The organism is Bacillus sp. RB3 (genome assembly GCF_030164735.1).
GTDB lineage: Bacteria > Bacillota > Bacilli > Bacillales > Bacillaceae_G > Bacillus_A > Bacillus_A cereus.
This window is the reverse complement of sequence record NZ_JASNGE010000051.1, coordinates 1-20375: the sequence shown is the minus strand read 5'-3', so window position 1 is coordinate 20375 and position 20375 is coordinate 1. Positions and strand designations below refer to the sequence as shown.

Here is a 20375-nt window from a genome sequence, read left to right as displayed (position 1 = left end):
GAAACTGTCACGTACGGTTCTGAGGGGAGTTGGGGGCAGCGATGCCCTCCGCTTACCCGACTAAATAAGCTGGCCATGTGGACAGCTTATTTTTTTTGCTTAGCGTGCAAAATTCGCGTCTCGTTGGCGGTACCCCATACCCATCAAGCTAAGATTTTGAATTATTCCAAAATGAAAATTTCATTCTTTCATAGTTGTCCATAGAAGTTCAGTTCGTTTTTTTCATTTATGGGAAGAACGTATTTCTTAACTTGATAGCGATGTGGCGAGACCTCTACAATCAATTTATGGATAATCAGATTTAATATCAAATGTAAAATTTACCAATATATACATATAAACCAGTATTATAGTTAGATACTGGTTTATTTGATGCTTTTATTTATGTACTTGTTAATTTAGCATAGATGATAAAAAATAAGGTTAATTGTCCTATTATCGCAATATTCGGCACTACTATAATTAAATTAATAATAAAAAAGACTGCTAAAATCCCTAAAAACAAGCATAAATGATAAATGTTCAAGCGGTGTTGTTCAAACCTGTATTGATGAAAAACAATTGTAGTTGACAGGAAATAGAGCAATACAGAACCAAAAACAAAATATAAGATAAAAGAATAATAGACCTCATGTAAAAATAATAATCTAATGGATGCTGCAACCATACTCAAAGACATTAAAATAAATAGATGACCGTAAATAATAATTTGACCAGAAGTTTGTCTAGACTTGTCGAGTTTCTTCTCCATGTTATCGAAATATTGCCACCACATCGAAATAATGAGGATAAATGAAATAATCGCAAAGCTTATTGAATCCCAATTTCCTTGTTTAGGTTGAATGACCACAAGAGTGCTTATAAGAGCTTCCCCAAAGAGAATAATAGAAAATAGACCAAATCTCTCTAACAAGTGGGCTGTATTTGTAGGAACCTTTTCTAAACACTTTCTTCCAAGCAGTGGCACAATAATATCGATAAGAATCCCAAAATATAACACAGCATATCGAATCCAAGAATCAAAAAAGACGGATAATAATGAAATAGCGATTCCAATCCAAAAATATCTTCCTAAAAAGAGGGCTGCTTTTTTTCGAGCCCCCTCTTCTATACGCTGGACCACAAGATATTGAATTGCAGTCACGACCCTTAAGCCAATATAGCCAATTAAAAAAGAAAGATAATAAGGATCAAAATCAGCTGATAAGCTTGATGTCATTATTAGGACAAAAAACATTTGCAAGATCAAAAAAATTCGTTGATGAAATAAATCTTTTCCAAACCGGTTAACAAAGATGGTTTGCCCTACCCAAGCCCACCAGATCGGAATAAAAATTAAGACAAACTTTACTAAATACTCTGCATGGATTTGACCATCTTCAACATGAAGTAAAACATGAGTCGCAGCCGTCACTGCCGCCACAAATAACAAATCATAAAAGAGTTCTAACCACGTCACTTTCTTTTCTTCCATTTCTGCACTCCCTCCTTATAGTAATAGTATGCTAAAAATATATAATAATTGGAAGAGAAAATAATATAGACATAAACCATTTCTCATCGCGGGCGTAGTTACGGATGTTTATGTTGCTTTCCCAGCACTTTCCGCTATAAAAGCTGGGTATGAAGTATTTACTGTTACGGATGCTTCAGGAACTTTCAGTAAACAAGTTGCAGATGCCGCCAATACGCGTATGGCACATAGTGGTGTGTAACTTATGAACTGGTTTAGTGTAGCGTGCGAATTACAACGCGATTGGCGCAACGATGTCGAAGGTTTTGGCAATTTACTTGCTAGTAATCTTCCAGGTTATCAAAATATAATTGGAAGCTATAGGGAGGATTTATGGAAAGGTATTATACAATTTCAAGTTATGCACCATATATAAGAAGAATCCAACAAACTATGATTAATCACTACATTTTCTTTCATAGGATAGGATGTCAACGTAAAAAAAGACACTTTCTATAGTGTCTTTTTTGAAATAGTATACCTATGTTAGCTTTTTACACTCTAAAATAAAGTCGATATCCTCACAAGTAGTATCCTCATTGTAAATACGTTCAATAACTTCCGCTGCATACTCTTTATCTTCATATGTTTCTGCTAATCTCTTTATATAGTTTTTTACAATTTGTATTGCTTCTTCCAGGTCTAGATTACTTTTCATTAATTCAGGGTTGAAATATCCCAATTCGTACACTCCTTTTCATTAATGGGGTACCGCCACATCAACTTAAGGGATGTATTAAACAAAAACGTAAGCTTTCTGGTTTCGGTTTAAATAAAAACCTGTCAATAAGATCAGGATTGCATTGGAAATGTATCTCTGTTGTTTTTTGTTATATATTTGGATCAGTATACAGTTATGCCAAATCCAATAGTAAGAATTAATCCTGCAAAGATATATGGTAGATTAACATTTACATTAAGTAAAATGCCTCCCGTTGCTGGCCCTATTATATTCCCGAGACTTGTATAAGTAGAATTCATCCCTCCGATAAATCCTTGATTTTCTCCAGCTATTTTAGAAAGTAATGTTGTAATTGCTGGTCGAAGTAAATCAAATGCCAAAAAGATGATAAACGTTAAAATCGCGACCATCCAATAATTACCAAAAAATGTAGATACAACTATAATTATAGCGGCTATGAATAAGCTATATTTAATGATCCCTTTCTCACCAAATTTTTTTACTAATTTTTCAAAGAACATGATTTGTGCTATTACTCCTAATATGGCGCTTACTTAAATAATTATTGATATATCTTTAGGTGTAAAACCAAACTTTTTATCAACAACAAAGCTAAACATATGTTCATAAGCTGATAAACCACATCCTAAAACAAAAACAAGTAATAGTGGGATAAAATATAAAGGGTGAAAAGATTGTTTAATTTCTTTAAAAAAACTAACTTGTATTTTGTTATCTTGCATTTTAATTCGTTGTTCTTTAGATACAGGATCTTTCAAAATAAATACTGAAAAACACGCAGCGATACCAGAAATTACTGCTGCAAAAAAGAACGGTGCACGTATGCCAAAATCAGATATAAAGCCACCAATACCAGGTCCAATTATGAATCCTGTACTAATAGCTGCTGATAAATACCCTAATGCTTTTGCTCTGTTTTCTAATGATGTTGTATCAGCTATAAAAGCAGTGACTGCCGGCATCATACATGCAGCACTAACACCTCCTAGTGCTCTAGAAAGAAATAATACCCATATTTGATTTCCAACTCCAAATAAAAATTCAGAAAAGGAAAATAGAATTAACCCTGCTATGATCATTTTTTTCGACCAAATATATCTACCCATCTTCCGGCAATAGGAGATGTTAATAGTTGAAAAATGCAAACATAGCAATTAAATATCCCATAGTGTCAGTGCCTAAATGTAATGCCCTCATATAAGATGGCATTACAGGAACTACAAGACCAATTCCTAAAAATACGATAAATACATTAAATAATGCTAAAACTAAAGCTAAATTTTTCCTATTGTATATACCCATATGACTTTCCTCACCTTATGATTAATTATATATAGACATAAAAAAGCTTTTTTATATAATTGTCTTTAGCATAAACCTTAAAGTAACTTTAAGGTCAATACAAAAATTAAAGACGTAAAAATATCTATAAGGCGTATCACCAGATCAGGTTGCCCCAAAACGATAAAATGAACTTCATTGTTATAAAAGACTCAAATTTTTCGTTTTGGAGCATTATAAAATTTTAACTTGATGGTGATGAGGCGGGACTCCAAACAGTACGATTTTATTTCAAAGACACAACGATCTTACTATACACTTTTTATTTATCCCACACTCTCATCTGCTAATATTACTATTTTCTATTACTAATGTTGCCGTTTCACTCGGATGGCTAAGAGGAAAATGATGGCCATATGGAACAAAATCAACTTTACCAAGATGCGATGGAGCAGAATAGGCTCTGTCATAATCCCCCCAAATAATGTGAAGATTATATTTTGTTACTTCATTGAAATCACCTTGATCGTTTTTCAGTAGTAAACTGTTAAGCTGAACCGTAGTATTTAAAATTCTAGGAGAAGTAAAACTGTTCCTTATTTTTTCAATATAATGTTCAGGGATGCTCTCCATACTTTCAAACAAACCATTACTTAATAAATATCGCTCTATGAAATTAGTAGTTGCCAGTTTTAATGTCCATTTGTTCATAAATTGAGGAACATTTAGCGATTTAGCATTTTTTTTAACTACAGGTGGCTGAAGTAAAGTGATTGCATACTTCTTACCTATGTACTCTTGTACCAATGCTTCCAGAAGAATAAATGCACCGAATGAATGACCAATTAGATGTGCACCATTCGTAGCTTTCTCCAATAACTTTTTCACTACATTCAAATAGATATTTAGAAGATTTTTATCTCGTTTAAAAGGAGAACGCCCCAAACCTGGAAGATCCAAGATCCATACAGGTTGACCAGTTTTTTCATGAAGCTCTTGTGCTAAAGGAAATAAATCCTCTCCATCACTCAATAAACCATGTAATAAAATAAACGGTTTACCCTCTCCTTGTAATTGGTAAAGGGTATTGTTATCGCATAATGTTCGTTTAAATACATGATTATGCTGGCCATTTTGATACATCATTCGATAATCCAGATCAGCTACTACGGTAGGGAAAAATTTCATTACACTCGTCTTCCTAAACCAATCTCCTCCCATAATTTTTTTCGCTGAAACATTTGAAAATTTTCGTTTTGTAATAAAATTCAGTCCATCAGAAGGAATTTTTGTTATTTTACTTACTCCACTATTCATAATTGTTTTCATAAGCGGCATTGGAACCGAGATTTTTGGTGCCCTCATATTCATACTTTCCGACATAATACTTAATAATTCAGCAATGTTCTGATCGTGCTGTTTGTCTTCAACAAGTGTATATGTTTGAATAGTCGGTTGCTCCAATCTGAAAACCTGCACAATAAACTTCGCAAGCTCATCGTTTGAAATAAGTGGTAACCTATATCCCTTACCTCCAGGAATCACTGGCATGAGCCCTCTTCGCATACTCTTCACAAGCAAACCTAATCCTGCTATCTGCTCTGTACTCCCTGTTTTACTACTACCGACTACAGTTGGCGGATTAATTACAGAAAGCGGATAACCTACTGCTGATGCCTGCTGACGGATATAAAGATCTGCTAAAAATTTTGTTCTCTCATATGGATTTTTTATTTTCAAATAATTATTCCCTTCTTGAAACACATCAATTGCAATCTTGCTATTTTTATCATCAAAGGGACTCATATAACCTACAACATGAATAAATTGTTGCAAGCCCTTCAATTGATGAATACTTTTAGCTAATTCACTAATATGTTTGGCGCCATTTAAAAATACGGAAGCTACCTCTTTACTTGTCGCTTGAATATCCATGGGGCCTCCTGCGTGAATAATCACATCCGTTTTCAATACCCTCTCCTTATCTTCAGCACTTAGACCTAAATCTATTTTCGTCAAATCACCTTCAATAAAGTGCATAACTTCCTTTTTTAAGATACCTCTTTCTTGAAAAAGGCGTATTGCTTTACTTTTCGACCTCACTAAAAGAAGAATTTTAACATCCTCTTTGGCTAATTCTTTCACTAATTGCTTTCCAATAAAGCCTGTTCCACCAGTTAAAAATACTGTTCTCATATAAAATCCCCCTTTTAGTACTACTCAGTACTAATTTGATGTAAAAAAAATGCTTCTTTTATCGAAGCAATTTTAAAAAATGATCTGCTGTTTTCGTGATTACAGTTGCATCCTTCAATGTTTCTGAAATAAATAACGCTCCTTCAAGATTTGTAATAAAAAGTGATGCAACCTCATCAATATGAATCGTATTTCTAAATTCTCCATTCTCTACCCCTTGTTTAAGTAATAGAGAAACTTTCTTTTGTAATCCTGTAAAAAAAAGACCTATTTTTTCTTTTATTTGCGTGGCCTGTGTAGGACTTTGAATATAAAGAGTAATAAATGGACAGCTCCCCTTATACTCTCTCGACTGAACTCCTTGTGATAATTGCTTTAAAAACAGTTGGATACGATCTTCAACTAAAAATTGATTCTGAGAAAGTACGTCATCAATTGCAGATTGATACATTTCAATCCAATAATCAACGACCGCTTCTAATAATACTTCCTTATTAGAAAAGTGATAATACACATTAGACTTTGAAACTTTGCTTACACGTACTAATTCATCCATACTTGTATAAGCAAACCCTTTTTCTAAAAATAATGTTGCGGCTACTTCAATCACACGTTTTTGATTCATTAATTTTACCTTTGTCATAACTAGAACTATATAGTACTAATTTAAATATTACAAGTATTTATGTTAATTTAGAAAAAAGTTTGATTAAAAAAGTTCCACTAACATTGATTTTACTGCAAAAAATCTTATTTTGAATAAAATTGAACTGACCCCCAAAATTGTTAATTCACTATCGTCTAATAGAGATCACCATACATACCCATCAACTTAAGAAAAAGAAATGTCCCCTAAACGAAAAAATGAGAGACTTCTCAGAATAGCTATCTGTAGAGAAAGAAAATTTTAATTTAGGGAGATATGAAAGTATTAGCTTGATGATGATTTGGCGGTACCCCATATAAAGAAATTTTAAACCTCTTAATCTACATTTCCTTTATGTAAATATGGGAATAACGAAATTACCCCAAGGATAGCTAAACAAGCTCCAATCCATAGAGGAGATACAAAACCGTATCCTTTACTGATCCCAAGACCACCTAGTGACGAACCAATAACAATACCTAGCGTAATAAAAGAACTATGAACGGTATTTATCATTATTCCATTACTAGCTGTCTTCATCACCCTCGCAACCATAGCTGGATTCAATGCTACACCAGTTAAACCAATAAAAATCGTAGAAATAACTGCAATGTATTTATTCTCTGCACTTAAAGCAAATAAAAACAACGCTATGATTAATATAATTAATCCACCCATAAGTATTTTCATTGTAAATTTATCAGCGAACTTGCCAATTATTATATTCCCAATTACCGTCGCACTACCATAGAGAGCAAGTAAATATGGAATACTTGCACTTGAAAACCCTGTAACATTTGTAAAGATAGGAGTGAAATAACTAAATGCTGCAAACGTACCACCAATAATGAACATACTTGTTACGTACGCTGCCCAAAGATGAATATTCTTAAATCGCAGAAGTTCATCTTTCCAATTTAATTGCTCTTTATTTGAAGAAGATGGTAATAACCGTTGAATCATAATTGCTGATACTAGCACAAGAACAGAAACAGCCCCAAAACTAATACGCCAGCCAAAATATTGCGAAATAACGGTTGTTATAGGTAAACCTAATACAGTTGCGAACATTAAACCTGCAAGTACAATTGATGCAGCTTTTCCCCTTGAATCAGAGTGAACCAATGTCGCAGAAAAGGAAATCGCAACTCCAAAAGCTGAAGCTGAAGCAATACCAGTTATAATACGTGAAATCATCATAATATCATAGTTCCAAGCAATAGCTCCGAGCGATTGACCAATTAAAAATATGAACATTAAAAACAATAATGCTTGTTTGCTGCGCATTCGTAAGAGGATTGCAGTTAAAATGGGGCCTCCTATTACCATTGCTCCTGCATAAGCTGAAATTAAATACCCAATGGATGATACAGAAACCTGGAATGCAAGAGCAAGTTCATTCATCATACCTGCAACCATAAATTCTGATGTAGTCATACAAAAGATTGCTAAAGCTAATAAATAAATAAATAAATAAATAATCGATGGCATAAAAACACTCCTTATCCATTACTGTAATGATCGGTACAAAAATAGTGCGAAAAAAGGGCGCACTAAGCGCCACAAATAGACTCTACTGTTCCTTTGATAACTTGTTCAGACAACATCCGATTTTGCATCGATACATTAAGAACACGGAATCCGTAATAACTGCTTAAAAGCAGACTAGCTAATTCTTCAGCTGATTGCTTCTTTGAAATTTCACCTGTTTGCAATCCTTCCTCCATCACTGTTTCAATAGCTTGTTTAAGAAGTTCAACATGCTTCGAGAAAATTTCTTGTACCATTAAATCGTTTTTAGCACGTTCTATACTGGCATTAATCAATAAGCATCCTTTTTGATCCATATTCTCAAAGTCTTCTTTCAATGCCCATTCAAAAAAATTACTTAATCGTTCTTTAACTGGAATTGGAGTATGTAACAATTTCTTTTGTTCCCTAATCCCAATTTCATGGTAGCGTTCTAATACTTGTTTATACAGTTCATGTTTACTACCGAAAGTATTGTATAAACTTCCTTTTCCAAGTCCTGTATCACTGCATAAATCTTGTGTAGAACATCCTTCATATCCTCTTAACCAAAATGTTTTCATTGCAACATCTACAATTGAGGAATAATCAAACTCTCGAGGTCTGCCGCGTTTATTCAATCGTATCCTCCTCTCATTTTAAAGATAACATGAATAGAATACTCCTTTTTGTACCAAGCGGTCAATAATTTTGTTTTAATGTTACTGTAAAATAAAATTGGATTATTTTAGATTATGAATAATTAAAAATAGCCCCCTTATTCAAATTGCCTAGCGAAAAAATCACGTTTTAATAGATTTCTTTATCATCTCTACCTTTCTATAGATTACTAGTTATGAAACGAGGATCGTTTCATAACTAGTAATTTACTTAATTAGCTTGCTGGTTATGGAGTAGTGCCCCTATAAACAAAACCCTCCAGAGACATCTATAATCTGCCCTGTTACCCAGCGGCTATCAGAAGAAGCAAGGAATGCTACTACATCTGCAATATCTTCAACTTGCCCTATTCGTCCGAACACAGATGAATCCGTAGCAAAATTCCGTATTTCTGAATCATCTAGCAATTTCGCATTGATATCTGTCTTCGTATATCCAGGCATAATTGTATTCACTGTTATACCTCGTTCTCCAAGATGTTTAGCTAGAGGAAGTGTCATCGTATTTAGTGCACCTTTACTTAAACCGTATGCAATGGACCCTGTAAAACCAAGTCTTACTTCCGCTGATGAAATGTTAATAACGCGCCCTTCTACTCGTAGTAACGGTAATGTTTGCTGAATTAAAAAGAATGGCGCCTTAATATTTACGGCCATAATTTCATCAAAAACTTCTTCTGTCGTATTTTCAATCGTCCCTTGTGTACCTATCCCTGCATTGTTTACTAAAATATCAATCTCTGATGTACCAACTCTTATTTGTAATTCATTCTTCAATTGTTCTACTATTTTTTTGACACCATCCATTAAATTGAGATCAGCTTCAATTAAGAATGCCTTTCCTCCATTAGATTCAATCTCACTAATTGTTTCATCTGCAGCTATTTTATTTCGGCCGTAGTGAATCGCAACTAATGCACCGTCGTTTGCCAATCTCATCGCAATCGCACGACCAATGCCGCGACTTGCCCCTGTTACTAATGCTACTTTCCCATCAAGATTCTTCATTTTTTCCATCCTTCCTAAATTCCCTTTTGATAAACCCTATACTTATATTTTCATGCAAATACTAATCATTTTAAATATAGATTTATAGGTAATTTAGTTCGTTCACTTATGATATTATAGTTATAATTTGCAATTCACTTTAGAAAACATAACAAGGAGGCTACACAATGCAAACCGCTGTAAAATTGGATGAAATCGATCATAAAATTATGAACCTGTTATATGAAAATGCGAGAATTTCTGTTTCAGAAATAGGACGAATTATATCCATGACGCAACCTGCTGTAAAAGAACGTATTAACAAGCTTGAAGATCAAGGAGTTATAGCGGCTTATCGAACGAAATTTGAGCCTGCAAAAATTAATAAAAACATTCAAGCATTCATCATGTTTAAAACGAGCCAATGCTCTGATTTTATTCAATTTTGTAATGCCGCTCCTGAAGTAACAGATTTATACCGAATTAGCGGGGAATTTAATTATATGATGAAGGTCATGAGCGATTCGATGGATTCTCTCGCTACATTTTTAGACTCTTTAATGCAATTTGGATTATCGTCTCCTTTAATTGTTTTAAAGAGTGAGTTTGAGGAGAAATTGTCGTTCTAATAAAGGGATACGTATTATCCCCGGCTAACAGTAAAAGTTTTTCCTTTATGAGAAAAGCCAATGAAATCAATGATTAGTAAACAAAAAAAGAACATTGATATTTCAATGTTCTTTTTTATATCTCTACTTATGAATTAGATCTCTATTCGAAAAAAGCACCTTAATCCCCTTACCCCTGATTCCTCTGCGCCTCTCTAAACTCCTCCTTCACCTTCTCTAACAACCCTTCTTCCGTAATTAATCGATACGCCGTATTTGCTAATGCTTTTGCCGATGTAATTAATGCTTTATCTCCAAGTTCTGAACGTGCTGCTTCTCTAAATTCATTCGTATGTGCAATTAAATCATCTGGTCCGATTTTAATGTACGGATGAATTGTCGGTACGACTTGACTTACGTTTCCTGCGTCGGTTGAACCAATCCCTACTCTTTCTTTACGATTTACATCTTCACCTAATAGTTCTAGTTCTTCCGCTACGATATCGTTATATGTTTTTGTTACGAGTAATTCATCGATTTCATTTTGAAATTGATGGATTTTTACTTTTGCACCTGTTGCTAATGCTGCTCCCTGTGCAATGTTTCTTACTTTTTCTGTTACTTCCGCGCATCTTTTTCTCGTTGCTGCACGGATGAAGAATCTTGCTGCGGCATAGTCAGGAATAATATTAGGTGCTTTTCCGCCCTCTGTAATGACGCCATGAATTCTCACGTCTGGCGGAAGTTGTTGGCGAAGTGCGTTAATACCGTTATAGAGCTGAATAACCGCATCTAATGCGTTAATCCCTTCTTCTGGCGAAGCTGCAGCGTGAGCTGTTTTTCCGTAAAAATGAAAATCAAGTGGATCGACTGCTAGTGAAGGACTCGTTGTCGCTGTCTTTCCGCTCGGATGAATCATAAGCGCCGCATCAATGTCTTTAAATAAACCTGCCTTTACATAACTTGATTTCGCGCTACCATTTGGCCCGCCTTCTTCTGCTGGCGTACCAAACACGACAACTTCCCCGCCAATTTCTTCAAGCGTTTCTGATAATGCGATTGCTGCTGCAACGCTAATTGTGCCAATTAAATTGTGACCACACGCATGACCTAGTCCTGGTAAAGCGTCGTACTCCGCTAAAAATGCGATTGCAGGTCCTTGTTTTCCAGAGCTTTTTCGCGCGATAAATCCCGTTTCATGTCCAGCTATATTGTGCTGCAACTGAAATCCTGCACTGCCTAGCAATAAACTTAACGTTCTAGATGCATAAAACTCTTGGTTACCAATTTCCGGATTCGCATGAATATCATGACTTGTTTCTATGTACTTTTCCTTATTTCTTTCGATACTCTCTTCAATTGTTTTTCTTTGTGACGCTACTCCTGTCGCTCCCATTGTTCTTCCTCCTTTTATTTTCACATAAAAAAGCCTCTTTCTAAAAGATAGAAAGAGGCTTCTGTATATACAGTCAAAATGAGCTTCTTTCTTATCTTTCAAGTTACCTTGCTGGAATTGGCACAGTATTCATAACGAATCCGCTGCCGAGGTATCATAGGGCCAGTCCCTCCACCTCTCGTGATAAGAATTTTCATAAAATTATATTAAATTATTTTTTATTCTAAGTTCATTCCAAGTAAAAGTCAAGGAATTCCTATCCGAATTTACCGAATATCTAAAAATCCTTTTAATACACCAATTGTCTCAGGTGCTTGCAGTCTTGCACATACGTACGGAAATTCCGTACTACCTTCAAACATCATTTGAGATGTAAGCGGTGCGCCTGCCCAGAAGATTTCATCATCAATTACGATAAACGGGAATGCTTTATTTTGTCTTTGTAACTTTACATTTTTCAGTGGAACTGGTCCATCACTATAAACTGTTATTTGCGCATTTGTACGCATTAACGCTTGCCATACTCGCTTATCCACTTGTTTTGTACTTGGAAGTGAAATAATAATTTTTCGTTTTGAGGCTAAAATATCTTTTAATACCCCTTTCGTTTCCTCAAGATTCATTTCCATAAACCAGCGTAAACGTTTCGAAATTTTCCGTTCCCACAATTGTCTTGATGTCGTACGATCATACACATCTCCGTGACGTTCTATATGAGCTGTTAATTGTGATAACGCTTGTTTTCTCGAAAGGTTTTTACGCATATAATGGCAATCAGATAATTGAATGAACTTCCCTCTCGCCCTTGTCACTGCTACATTGACGAGGCGATGGTTTTTGTGATCAAAGAATAATATGCCAGGTCGTTCTTGCGGATAACTGTCAACCGTATCAAAGATCATCATATCTCTTTCAGAACCTTGGAACTTATGAACTGTCGCCGCTAAAACTGGTATGTTTTGATATTTCGTTCTCTGCAACATTTCTCTAATACACGTTGATAAAAAGCGTGACTGCGCCCTGTAAGGTGTCACAATACCAATTGATTGCACACCGTCTAACAATCCGATTAACATCATTTGCATTGCTACTAAACCAGACATAATGTTAAAACGTGAACCAGAAGCAGCATCTTTTAACGAAAAAGCTCCCATTTGGCTCGTATCAAATAAAACACTCGCTTCATTTGCGAATGGCTGCAATTGCGCAAGTTCTTTACGCTCTGAAACAGACGGATGATCGTGTACTCTATTTTTATAAATAAACGAATTCGTAAACTTCGATATATCCGCATGCATACGTCTTTGTTCCTGCAACATAAATAGGTTTGGTTGTGCTTCTGATTTATTAACAGACTCAACAATCCCAGCATGGTAAAACATATCTTCCCCAAGCCATTTACGAACGAGTTCATGATTTGCCATCGCAATTGGAGGTAACTGTAAAAAGTCACCGCAAACGACGATACGTTTTCCAAGTGAAGCAGCTAATGCAATTTGCGGAACATATGCCATACTTACTTCATCTACAACAACTAAATCAAATGTACGCTCATAAATAAGTGAATCAATGGCACATTTTGATAAAGTTGCGCCGATTACTTTTGCATTTTCAATATATTCTTTTTCTACTTCTTTAATTTTAGCCTTTTGCTTTCGAAGATCACTTTCAATCTCTTGTATACGCTTCTTATCAGCAGATGTTGCTTTATACGATAAGATTTTTTCACGAAGATCTTGTCGTGTCTCTTCTAAATAGAGTCTTTCCTCACCCCAAGATCCGTTCGTCGTTTCAACTAACTTCGACGCAAGTAACGTTTCATGATTTCGTATATGTTCATGTTGACTATAACCGTAACGAACAATTTCACCAGGCGTCCATTTCTTTTTCTTCTCAATTTGCTTCGTTACTTCACTCATTAATACGTCTACTGCCGCATTACTATGAGCCAACACAAGTACCGATTTTCCTTTTTGATAATGAGCCGAAATAATACGTGATAAATTGTAAGACTTCCCTGTTCCCGGCGGTCCCCATACGTACGTTGTCGGATTATAAAACGAACGATATGCCAGTTCATTTTTTGGATTTTTCATCTTCTCAATATGTTTCGGACTGCTCGTCCCATCAACAAGACGCTTTATACGATTACGTTTCAGCTTATCTTTACGTGCTTCTTTCAATCGCTCTTGTAGTTGCTCTAACAATTGCCACGGTTCACTATATAAAACCGCTTCTCTTATTTCACCTTGTATATAATCATTTAATTTCAGCTCTATTTCTAATCCATGTATAGATAATACTTCCCCTGTCGCTTCCTCACCATCGAACTCAATTCGAATGGGTGAACCTTCAGGTAAGCTTACTTCCGAAATAAGCTGAAATACGTATACTGTACTTTCATAATCTGTATATAAAAAACGACCGTTCATGATAGAAATTTTACTACCACCTATCGTTTTCCAATGTTTAATTTCATACGCTAATGCATAATGCCACTCTTTCATCGTTTCCGATAATGAAGGAGTTTGAGTAGTTGTATTCATCGTATAATCTCCTTCCTTCTCCCCAAACATACTTTCTCAATATACCATATAACACGCTAAAATTTGTAAGGTTTTTATCTTGCTTATTTTCTTAATTTTCAATAATATATTGTATATAATTTTCAGAAAAAAGGAATCTACATGCCAGTTAGAAGAATTGAACACGTTGGACTTATGGTTGCAAACTTAGAAACATCTATTTCATTTTATGAAGAAGTAGTCGGCTTACAGCTCATGAAACGTATGGGTCATCCGAATCCAGACTTAAAACTCGCTTTTTTAGGTGTAGAAGAATCAAAAGAAACGATACTAGAACTCATTGAAGGCTACAACTCTTCTCTTCCGGCAGAAGGAAAAGTACATCACATTTGCTTTAAAGTGGATTCATTAGAGGATGAGATCGAAAGACTAAAGAAACAAAAAGTAACCTTTTTACTAGGAGAAGAAATTGAAACATTACCAGATGGAACACGTTACATATTCTTCGCTGGCCCTGATGGAGAGTGGATTGAGTTTTTTGAGACGGAGAGATAAAGTAAGACTTTATTTTGCGGGATAGAAAAGGAGCCGGAATTCCGGCCCTTGTTTTTAACGAAACATATTTTATTATAGGAATAAAAATCTTTCTAATAGCTCTAACTTGCACAATGCTTCCCGTTAATATAATACGCTGATTCTGTGAAAACTGTAAATACAACCTCTACTTCTGGAAGTCCAAAATCCATTACATATGTAGTAATGGCCTTGGCAAATCGATCACGAATTTCCTGTCCACGCTCGAACCATTTCACTTCAATAAGAGGAAACGCTTCTATTTCTTCTCCATTGAATACAAACGTAGAACTTGGTAATTCCAAGGTGAAATTATCCGTACCACACTCACAGATATCTGCGAGTTCTTCTACTAATGGCTTGCTTATGCTTTTTAATTGTTCAGTAGTAATTCCACGAAACACAACATGCGGCATGTTATTCCCTCCGTTACATAGCTTTATATTTCCTCATATCATAACACAATTTATTTTGCTGCACTAACATCTATTCGTACATTTCAATGACATTCTTAAGAATGATCATATGTTATTGAAGCTAATATAATCAGGAGTTAAGGAAAAGCAGACTGATAGAATTAAAGGTGAAGAGGTAATACTTGACCTCAATTCTAATCGTCATATAATCAATGCCATGCACAAAATGACTCATCAAAAAGTATTATCTCATGAAAAGCAAGGATTTATTAAAATGACTCCAGAAAACATCGAAGCAATACGTTGAGTAATTGATGAAAATAATAGTGGAACCTTACAACATAAAGAATAGTACCTCAAGATTTTGATTGGTTGGTATGAAGGCGATTTTTCCCTTATCGTTTTATGATATGCTAACAACATTTGATAAAATACGGTATCTATAGACAGTCAAGCACCTTTAAAGATACCTCGCCCAGTTCTTGCTGTTGCAAGATAAACAGCATATAATCAGTTAACCACCCACATTAGTAACGAACACATAAAGAAAAGGCATTCCAAATATGAAACGCCTTCTTTCGTTTTATAAAACCATCCAACACGCTGAACTTTTCAATTTAATATAATCACTCGTTTAACTAAAGAAATTGATTACGTGCATAACGCTCTTCTCACTTTTCTTGCAAAATTTAGTGGATCATCAACGTCTTCGATATTAACGTAAATTAAATTTGGATCATCACATAACCACTCATTGTGTATAGACGAAACGATTATTCCTTGTTTAATAATTGTCGCCACAAATTCAGTGACTTCTTTTTGTAAGAGTGCTACTCGGCCTAGGCATAATGCCCGTCCAGTTTTATTGTCTCGTGATTCGAATGAAAAGGAAGTTGTTACTCTAAAACGTTTTCCCAAGATTGTTGCTCGTATTTCATCTCGGTTTATTGTTGCCACGCATTTCCCACCAGCGAATCCTTCTTGACCGCCAATGATTCTTGCAAACTGTTGACAAATTGATTCCTCATTAACCGCCATACCTTTAATCATTCCTCCTTTTACTATTAGATTATGAATTCATACATAGGTCTGAAACGGCAATGAATCTAATCTATTATAAAAAAATGATGGCGATCTACCGAAAGCTATTAACTCAATTATTCTTGATCGTATGAATTGTTATCAGAGTTTAAATGGTGCAGAATTTTTATTTTATGCTTAATGGACATCGGAGACTGAAAGCAAAACTCAGCTATTATAATGGTAAGACATTTTTAAAGAGCATAAAAAAGACACCCTAAGGTGCCATCCTCCGACTTGAGAATTATATCTATGTATGGAGAAATTTAGAAAAGACAAATACAAAAGAGAAGATTCTAACTATAATTTATAGAACTCTTATGCCATGACTTACTTACATATTTCCTTATTTACCAGAAGAAGAATCTCAGTTACATTATTTTCTGAACAGTCTCGTTAAAGCCATACCAAGAAATCCAGCGCCCATTCCTATTAGCCATCCAGTTTGGGCATTACCTAACATAGATCCCACTCCTCCACCAAGAAACATACAGCCAACGAATACTAATCCTCCAATTCCCCAATTCGGCCGTTCCATAGTTCCATCACATCCCTTCCATAAAACATATGCGATTAACTAGGCTAACTTTCTTGCATAGGATTGGTAATTATTTTGCTTATGTTTTATTGAAGGGCATTCAAAAGATGCGGAGATTGAGTCATTTGAATAAATTACAGAAGGAGAATTTCATTTTTTCATATCAAATAACTTAAGAGTGTGTTCCACAATTTATGACTCCCCCCACCGCTATCCAGCTCAGATAAGAAAGCAAAAACGAAAATTATATGCATCATTGACTACTGTTAATGAGACGTTATGTTAACCTCACATGAAGACCCTATTCATCCAAATTTACACAAAGTTGTCCTTGCTGATGGTACAATTAAAATCATGGAGGGATATTATGGGAATTTTTTTGTAATAACACTACTTCTTATAGACGGCACTGCAATATTGTTATTTTTCTTGTCTGTTTCACCAAAAATTAAGGCTAAAAACCTATCTTCAATAATGATCTGTTTAGGAATAAATCTAATCATAAGTCCAGCGGCTTTTCTTATAGGTGGGATAGCTGATTATGCAGGTGTAGCAGCTAATTATGGGGCTTATTTTGCGGGCGAGTCGACAACAGCGCCTTCTCTAGTTAGTCGTGCACTTTATTTTTTGGGAGGATTTCTCTTTATTCAGGGAATACCGCTGCTCATACTACTTGCAGCTTTTTGGAAGTTTGCTAGAGCAATGAAAATAAAACAAGTATAGAAGGATGAGTGGATGCATTTTAGAGTAGGGATCCGCTTTTTTCTCGGTACCAATAATAGGATTTCATGTCATACAATGGAGTTAATATTAGAAAACTGTGGGGATGATTACGTTGATAAAATTTGTAATTAGTTATGCTGCAAGTCTGTTTGCTTTTATTTTTGGATGGTTCTTGATTTCATATATTTCTCATCCTAGCTTTATTCACCCGAACGTTGTATTAGGATTCATTAAAACGATCTTCACTTATGGTAGTATACCAGCTCTTATAGCTTGTCTAATCGGGGAAGTGTTATACAGGAAAATCAAGCGATGTAGAGAATTTCAATTTGGAGTCCCTGTATTTATAGGACAAGCAGCTCTCTATACAATTATACCATTTCTTGTTCTTTTTCCTTTTAATTTTTCGCATTTCTTTGACTTTGTTGCACCTGTTATTATGGGGTCCTTAGCTTTTTATTTCGTACGTAGAAAAATATAATTAACTTCAAGAGTGTGACAAAAAGAAGCCTGATTAGTAAAACCACACTGTGTAACCAAACGGAACGAGAACAATCAAAACGCCGTCATTGCTTCTATTAAAAGAAGAATTGAAAAGTTAGAGAAAAAGAATAAGGTATTTGAGGAAGAAAGTAAGAGTGAAAAAGAAACTGTAAAGCTTACTGATTACCTTTTAAAGTTTACAATCATTTCCTAATTGCAGTTAAATATTGTAGTAAGAAACCGAATCCCACCGCTTAAGGGTTTCGGTTTCTTTATTATTTTTTCTTTTGTTAAGAAGTGGTATTTGGATCCATTCATTTTCCACATTTATTTTTATATTTTTTTCTAAAAGAAGGTTTCCATTCTGATAAATCCTGATAAACAAACGTTATATTATTACATATTCTCTCTGCAACTTCGTACATATGTTTTATATCATTAGCCGTAAATACTATAGACCCTTTGCGTTGAGTGCTATCTACAATAGTTGGTATGGTGTCACCCTCTTTTACTAATAGATCAATTAATACAACCTCCGATATGTTAGTTAACTCTTTATACTTGATTTCTTTTATGCAACCTGGTTTTGGGATCAGACTTAAAGACATAGCTTGACATTTTGAAGGTACACATCTAAATTCATCTATAGTCTCAGTAGCTAACGCATCATAATCATCCCCTCTAAAATGAACTCGTATATTCAATTTCATTTCCTTTTAATACGCCTCGTCTTAACAACGCCACTAAACACAATGTTGTTCCGAAGCCCCCTATAAATAACGTAGTTTGAAGCCCAAATATAGAAATTAAAAATGCACTAGCAAAACTTCCTAATGCCCAAGCTCCCCAATTCAGCGTACGCTGTACAGCATTTACTCGGCCTAGCATGTGATTTGGTGAGGCAAGTTGTCGTATAGTTGCAGCGTAAGGGCCAAATACACCTTCTCCCATACCATGTATGATACTTGCAGCTACTATTCCGTAAACTGTTCCCATATACCCCATTATCGGTATAAAAGCCAAACCGGTAACTGATACAGCAGCGCTATAAATAAGCATTTTTGCATTATTAATTTGTTGACTTTTTTTCATAAGTATCGTATTACCTATTAAAAATCCCACCGCTGCTGAACCTATAACAAATCCTATTTCAATTTCAGATAGATTCATTACCTTATAAAGGAATATTACTAAAATGCTATTTAATATGTATTTAAAAAAACCGTAAACAGCACCACAAGTTACAATCGGCTCCAATACAGGGTGTTTTTTGAAATATACCAAACCTTCATATATGTTTTGGTATATAGATTTTACATTTACGTCTTTTAAAGAACCTTCTGTATGCGGTTTAAACTTTGAAATAATTAATACAAACATAAAGCAAACAAAATACGTTACTGCGTCAACAGTGAATGAGCCTGTTAATCCAACTAGAGTAATGACGATTCCAGCTAGCATAGGACCAATTACTATAGAAAGAGACTCCGAAAGTGCTAGTTGTGCATTTCCTTTTTTTAAGTGGTCTTTATCTGTTACTATTTCCGGTAAAAAAGAAGGAATGGCAATGTTGTAAAACGTGGTGAATATTCCATTTAAAAACATGATAAACACCAATAAAGGGAACGTTATAATATTTGTTACAGTCAGTATGAATACTGATAAAAACAATACTCCTTGACATAAACTACAAATTAGCAAGACATTTTTCCTATGAAAAATGTCTATTAAAGCACCGGCTACTAACCCGAAAATTAGATAAGGAACGAATATAATCCCACGAAGCATAGCAGCATTTGCTTCGCTTGTTTGTAACACCTCTAATGCAAAAAGTGGCAAAGCTACTATTGTAAACTGAGTACCCAACAAACTTATAGACTGTCCTAACCAAAGCTTGTGAAAATTAAAATGTTTGCTACCTTTCATAATATCCCCCCACTAAATTCATATTTATAAATTATCAAGTTAACGATATAAATAAGAACAGGAAAAGCCTATCTTTCAACTAATGTCTGTAGCACATAAAAATTCGAAGCCTAATATAAAAGCGATTTTAGTTTCAAAATGAAGACTTGATCTTTAGAGCTCTCTTGGCTATTAAAAAGCTCATTTTCCGAAAAATAATTCTGCATTCGTTTATAAATCAATTGATATACAGATGAGATTTATTTGTAAGAATCTAGTTATTAATTAGCTTGCTTCGAATTCATTTTCCGATTGTATGTCACTTTGAATCACCTCCAGCATCAGTATAACCTTGAAGGCACGCTGTTGTACGCATTTTGGAATGTAACAGCAAGATAACGAAGCTACGATGACGAACTGAATGGATTTAACCTTGTTATTAGAGGACACATATATACATGACAATTGATTAAAATAGGTCATGCACGATGAAATAAATTTTTAGATAAACCAAAATAACCAGCAAAAAGCCCCTTCAAATTTGAAGTGCACCCCAATTGTTAGACACATAATTAACAATAGGAGGTGCATTTTTTATGGCTAAATTTTCTTC

Annotated in this window: 17 protein-coding genes, 4 pseudogenes and 1 riboswitch; of the genes and pseudogenes, 6 read left to right on the top strand and 15 right to left on the bottom strand. The window is 34.8% G+C overall.

Going from position 1 to position 20375, the window contains the following annotated elements; all coding sequences use genetic code 11:
* Nucleotides 1–382 precede the first annotated feature (382 nt).
* A complete protein-coding gene (locus QO049_RS28985) occupies nt 383–1474 on the bottom strand; it encodes a low temperature requirement protein A (RefSeq protein WP_065703700.1) in 1092 nt (363 codons plus the stop codon).
* A 73-nt stretch (nt 1475–1547) separates the two neighbouring features.
* Between QO049_RS28985 and QO049_RS28980 the strand changes: the two are divergent.
* Nucleotides 1548–1889: pseudogene (locus QO049_RS28980) on the top strand (isochorismatase family protein); the annotation flags it as partial.
* Between the two features lie 105 nt (nt 1890–1994).
* Here the strand turns inward: QO049_RS28980 and QO049_RS28975 are convergent.
* The 7 genes and pseudogenes from QO049_RS28975 to QO049_RS28945 form a co-directional block, all read right to left on the bottom strand.
* Complete coding sequence (locus tag QO049_RS28975; protein ID WP_065703698.1) at nt 1995–2195, bottom strand: hypothetical protein; 201 nt, start codon at nt 2193–2195, stop codon at nt 1995–1997.
* A gap of 161 nt (nt 2196–2356) precedes the next feature.
* Nucleotides 2357–3518: pseudogene (locus QO049_RS28970) on the bottom strand (MFS transporter).
* A gap of 318 nt (nt 3519–3836) precedes the next feature.
* Nucleotides 3837–5693 (bottom strand): alpha/beta fold hydrolase, encoded by a 1857-nt coding sequence (locus QO049_RS28965; protein ID WP_284489733.1) that lies wholly within the window; start codon nt 5691–5693, stop codon nt 3837–3839.
* A 58-nt stretch (nt 5694–5751) separates the two neighbouring features.
* Nucleotides 5752–6318: a TetR/AcrR family transcriptional regulator gene (locus tag QO049_RS28960; protein WP_141524537.1), complete on the bottom strand. Its 567-nt coding sequence runs from the start codon at nt 6316–6318 to the stop codon at nt 5752–5754.
* A 357-nt stretch (nt 6319–6675) separates the two neighbouring features.
* Entirely contained in the window at nt 6676–7830 is a 1155-nt protein-coding gene (locus tag QO049_RS28955) for an MFS transporter (protein WP_284489732.1), read from the bottom strand.
* Between the two features lie 62 nt (nt 7831–7892).
* A complete protein-coding gene (locus tag QO049_RS28950) occupies nt 7893–8489 on the bottom strand; it encodes a TetR/AcrR family transcriptional regulator (protein WP_001042191.1) in 597 nt (198 codons plus the stop codon).
* Between the two features lie 282 nt (nt 8490–8771).
* On the bottom strand, nt 8772–9536 hold the full coding sequence (locus QO049_RS28945; RefSeq protein WP_016111604.1) for an SDR family oxidoreductase: 765 nt from the start codon (nt 9534–9536) through the stop codon (nt 8772–8774).
* Nucleotides 9537–9703: 167 nt separating this feature from the next.
* Here QO049_RS28945 and QO049_RS28940 point away from each other — a divergent pair, with 167 nt between their 5' ends.
* Nucleotides 9704–10144, top strand: coding sequence for an Lrp/AsnC family transcriptional regulator (locus QO049_RS28940; RefSeq protein WP_284489731.1), 441 nt, complete (start codon nt 9704–9706; stop codon nt 10142–10144).
* Nucleotides 10145–10313: 169 nt separating this feature from the next.
* Here QO049_RS28940 and QO049_RS28935 read toward each other — a convergent pair whose 3' ends face one another.
* Nucleotides 10314–11519: a M20 family metallopeptidase gene (locus QO049_RS28935; RefSeq protein WP_098395899.1), complete on the bottom strand. Its 1206-nt coding sequence runs from the start codon at nt 11517–11519 to the stop codon at nt 10314–10316.
* Between the two features lie 88 nt (nt 11520–11607).
* Nucleotides 11608–11709, bottom strand: a riboswitch (SAM riboswitch).
* Nucleotides 11710–11785: 76 nt separating this feature from the next.
* Nucleotides 11786–14095: an AAA domain-containing protein gene (locus QO049_RS28930; protein WP_284489730.1), complete on the bottom strand. Its 2310-nt coding sequence runs from the start codon at nt 14093–14095 to the stop codon at nt 11786–11788.
* A gap of 111 nt (nt 14096–14206) precedes the next feature.
* Here QO049_RS28930 and QO049_RS28925 point away from each other — a divergent pair, with 111 nt between their 5' ends.
* A complete protein-coding gene (locus tag QO049_RS28925; protein WP_001145286.1) occupies nt 14207–14599 on the top strand; it encodes a VOC family protein in 393 nt (130 codons plus the stop codon).
* Between the two features lie 101 nt (nt 14600–14700).
* Here the strand turns inward: QO049_RS28925 and QO049_RS28920 are convergent, their stop codons facing one another.
* Nucleotides 14701–15033 carry a DUF1904 family protein gene (locus QO049_RS28920; protein ID WP_001120970.1) on the bottom strand — a complete coding sequence of 111 codons (333 nt, stop codon included), beginning with the start codon at nt 15031–15033 and terminating at the stop codon, nt 14701–14703.
* A gap of 130 nt (nt 15034–15163) precedes the next feature.
* Between QO049_RS28920 and QO049_RS28915 the strand changes: the two are divergent.
* A pseudogene (locus QO049_RS28915) lies at nt 15164–15382 on the top strand (DUF6241 domain-containing protein); the annotation flags it as partial.
* A 302-nt stretch (nt 15383–15684) separates the two neighbouring features.
* Here the strand turns inward: QO049_RS28915 and QO049_RS28910 are convergent.
* Together QO049_RS28910 and QO049_RS28905 are read right to left on the bottom strand one after the other, a co-directional pair.
* Nucleotides 15685–16071, bottom strand: coding sequence for a DUF1259 domain-containing protein (locus QO049_RS28910; protein WP_001986336.1), 387 nt, complete (start codon nt 16069–16071; stop codon nt 15685–15687).
* Between the two features lie 418 nt (nt 16072–16489).
* Nucleotides 16490–16651 carry a hypothetical protein gene (locus QO049_RS28905; protein WP_000441008.1) on the bottom strand — a complete coding sequence of 54 codons (162 nt, stop codon included), beginning with the start codon at nt 16649–16651 and terminating at the stop codon, nt 16490–16492.
* 354 nt (nt 16652–17005) lie between these two features.
* Between QO049_RS28905 and QO049_RS28900 the strand changes: the two genes are divergently transcribed.
* Complete coding sequence (locus QO049_RS28900) at nt 17006–17374, top strand: hypothetical protein (protein WP_284489734.1); 369 nt, start codon at nt 17006–17008, stop codon at nt 17372–17374.
* 103 nt (nt 17375–17477) lie between these two features.
* Entirely contained in the window at nt 17478–17855 is a 378-nt protein-coding gene (locus tag QO049_RS28895; RefSeq protein ID WP_030026376.1) for a hypothetical protein, read from the top strand.
* A 316-nt stretch (nt 17856–18171) separates the two neighbouring features.
* Here the strand turns inward: QO049_RS28895 and QO049_RS28890 are convergent.
* Nucleotides 18172–18537 (bottom strand): annotated as a pseudogene (locus tag QO049_RS28890) (ATP-grasp domain-containing protein); the annotation flags it as partial.
* 1 nt (nt 18538) lies between these two features.
* Nucleotides 18539–19783 (bottom strand): MFS transporter, encoded by a 1245-nt coding sequence (locus QO049_RS28885; RefSeq protein WP_246960504.1) that lies wholly within the window; start codon nt 19781–19783, stop codon nt 18539–18541.
* Nucleotides 19784–20375 lie beyond the last annotated feature (592 nt).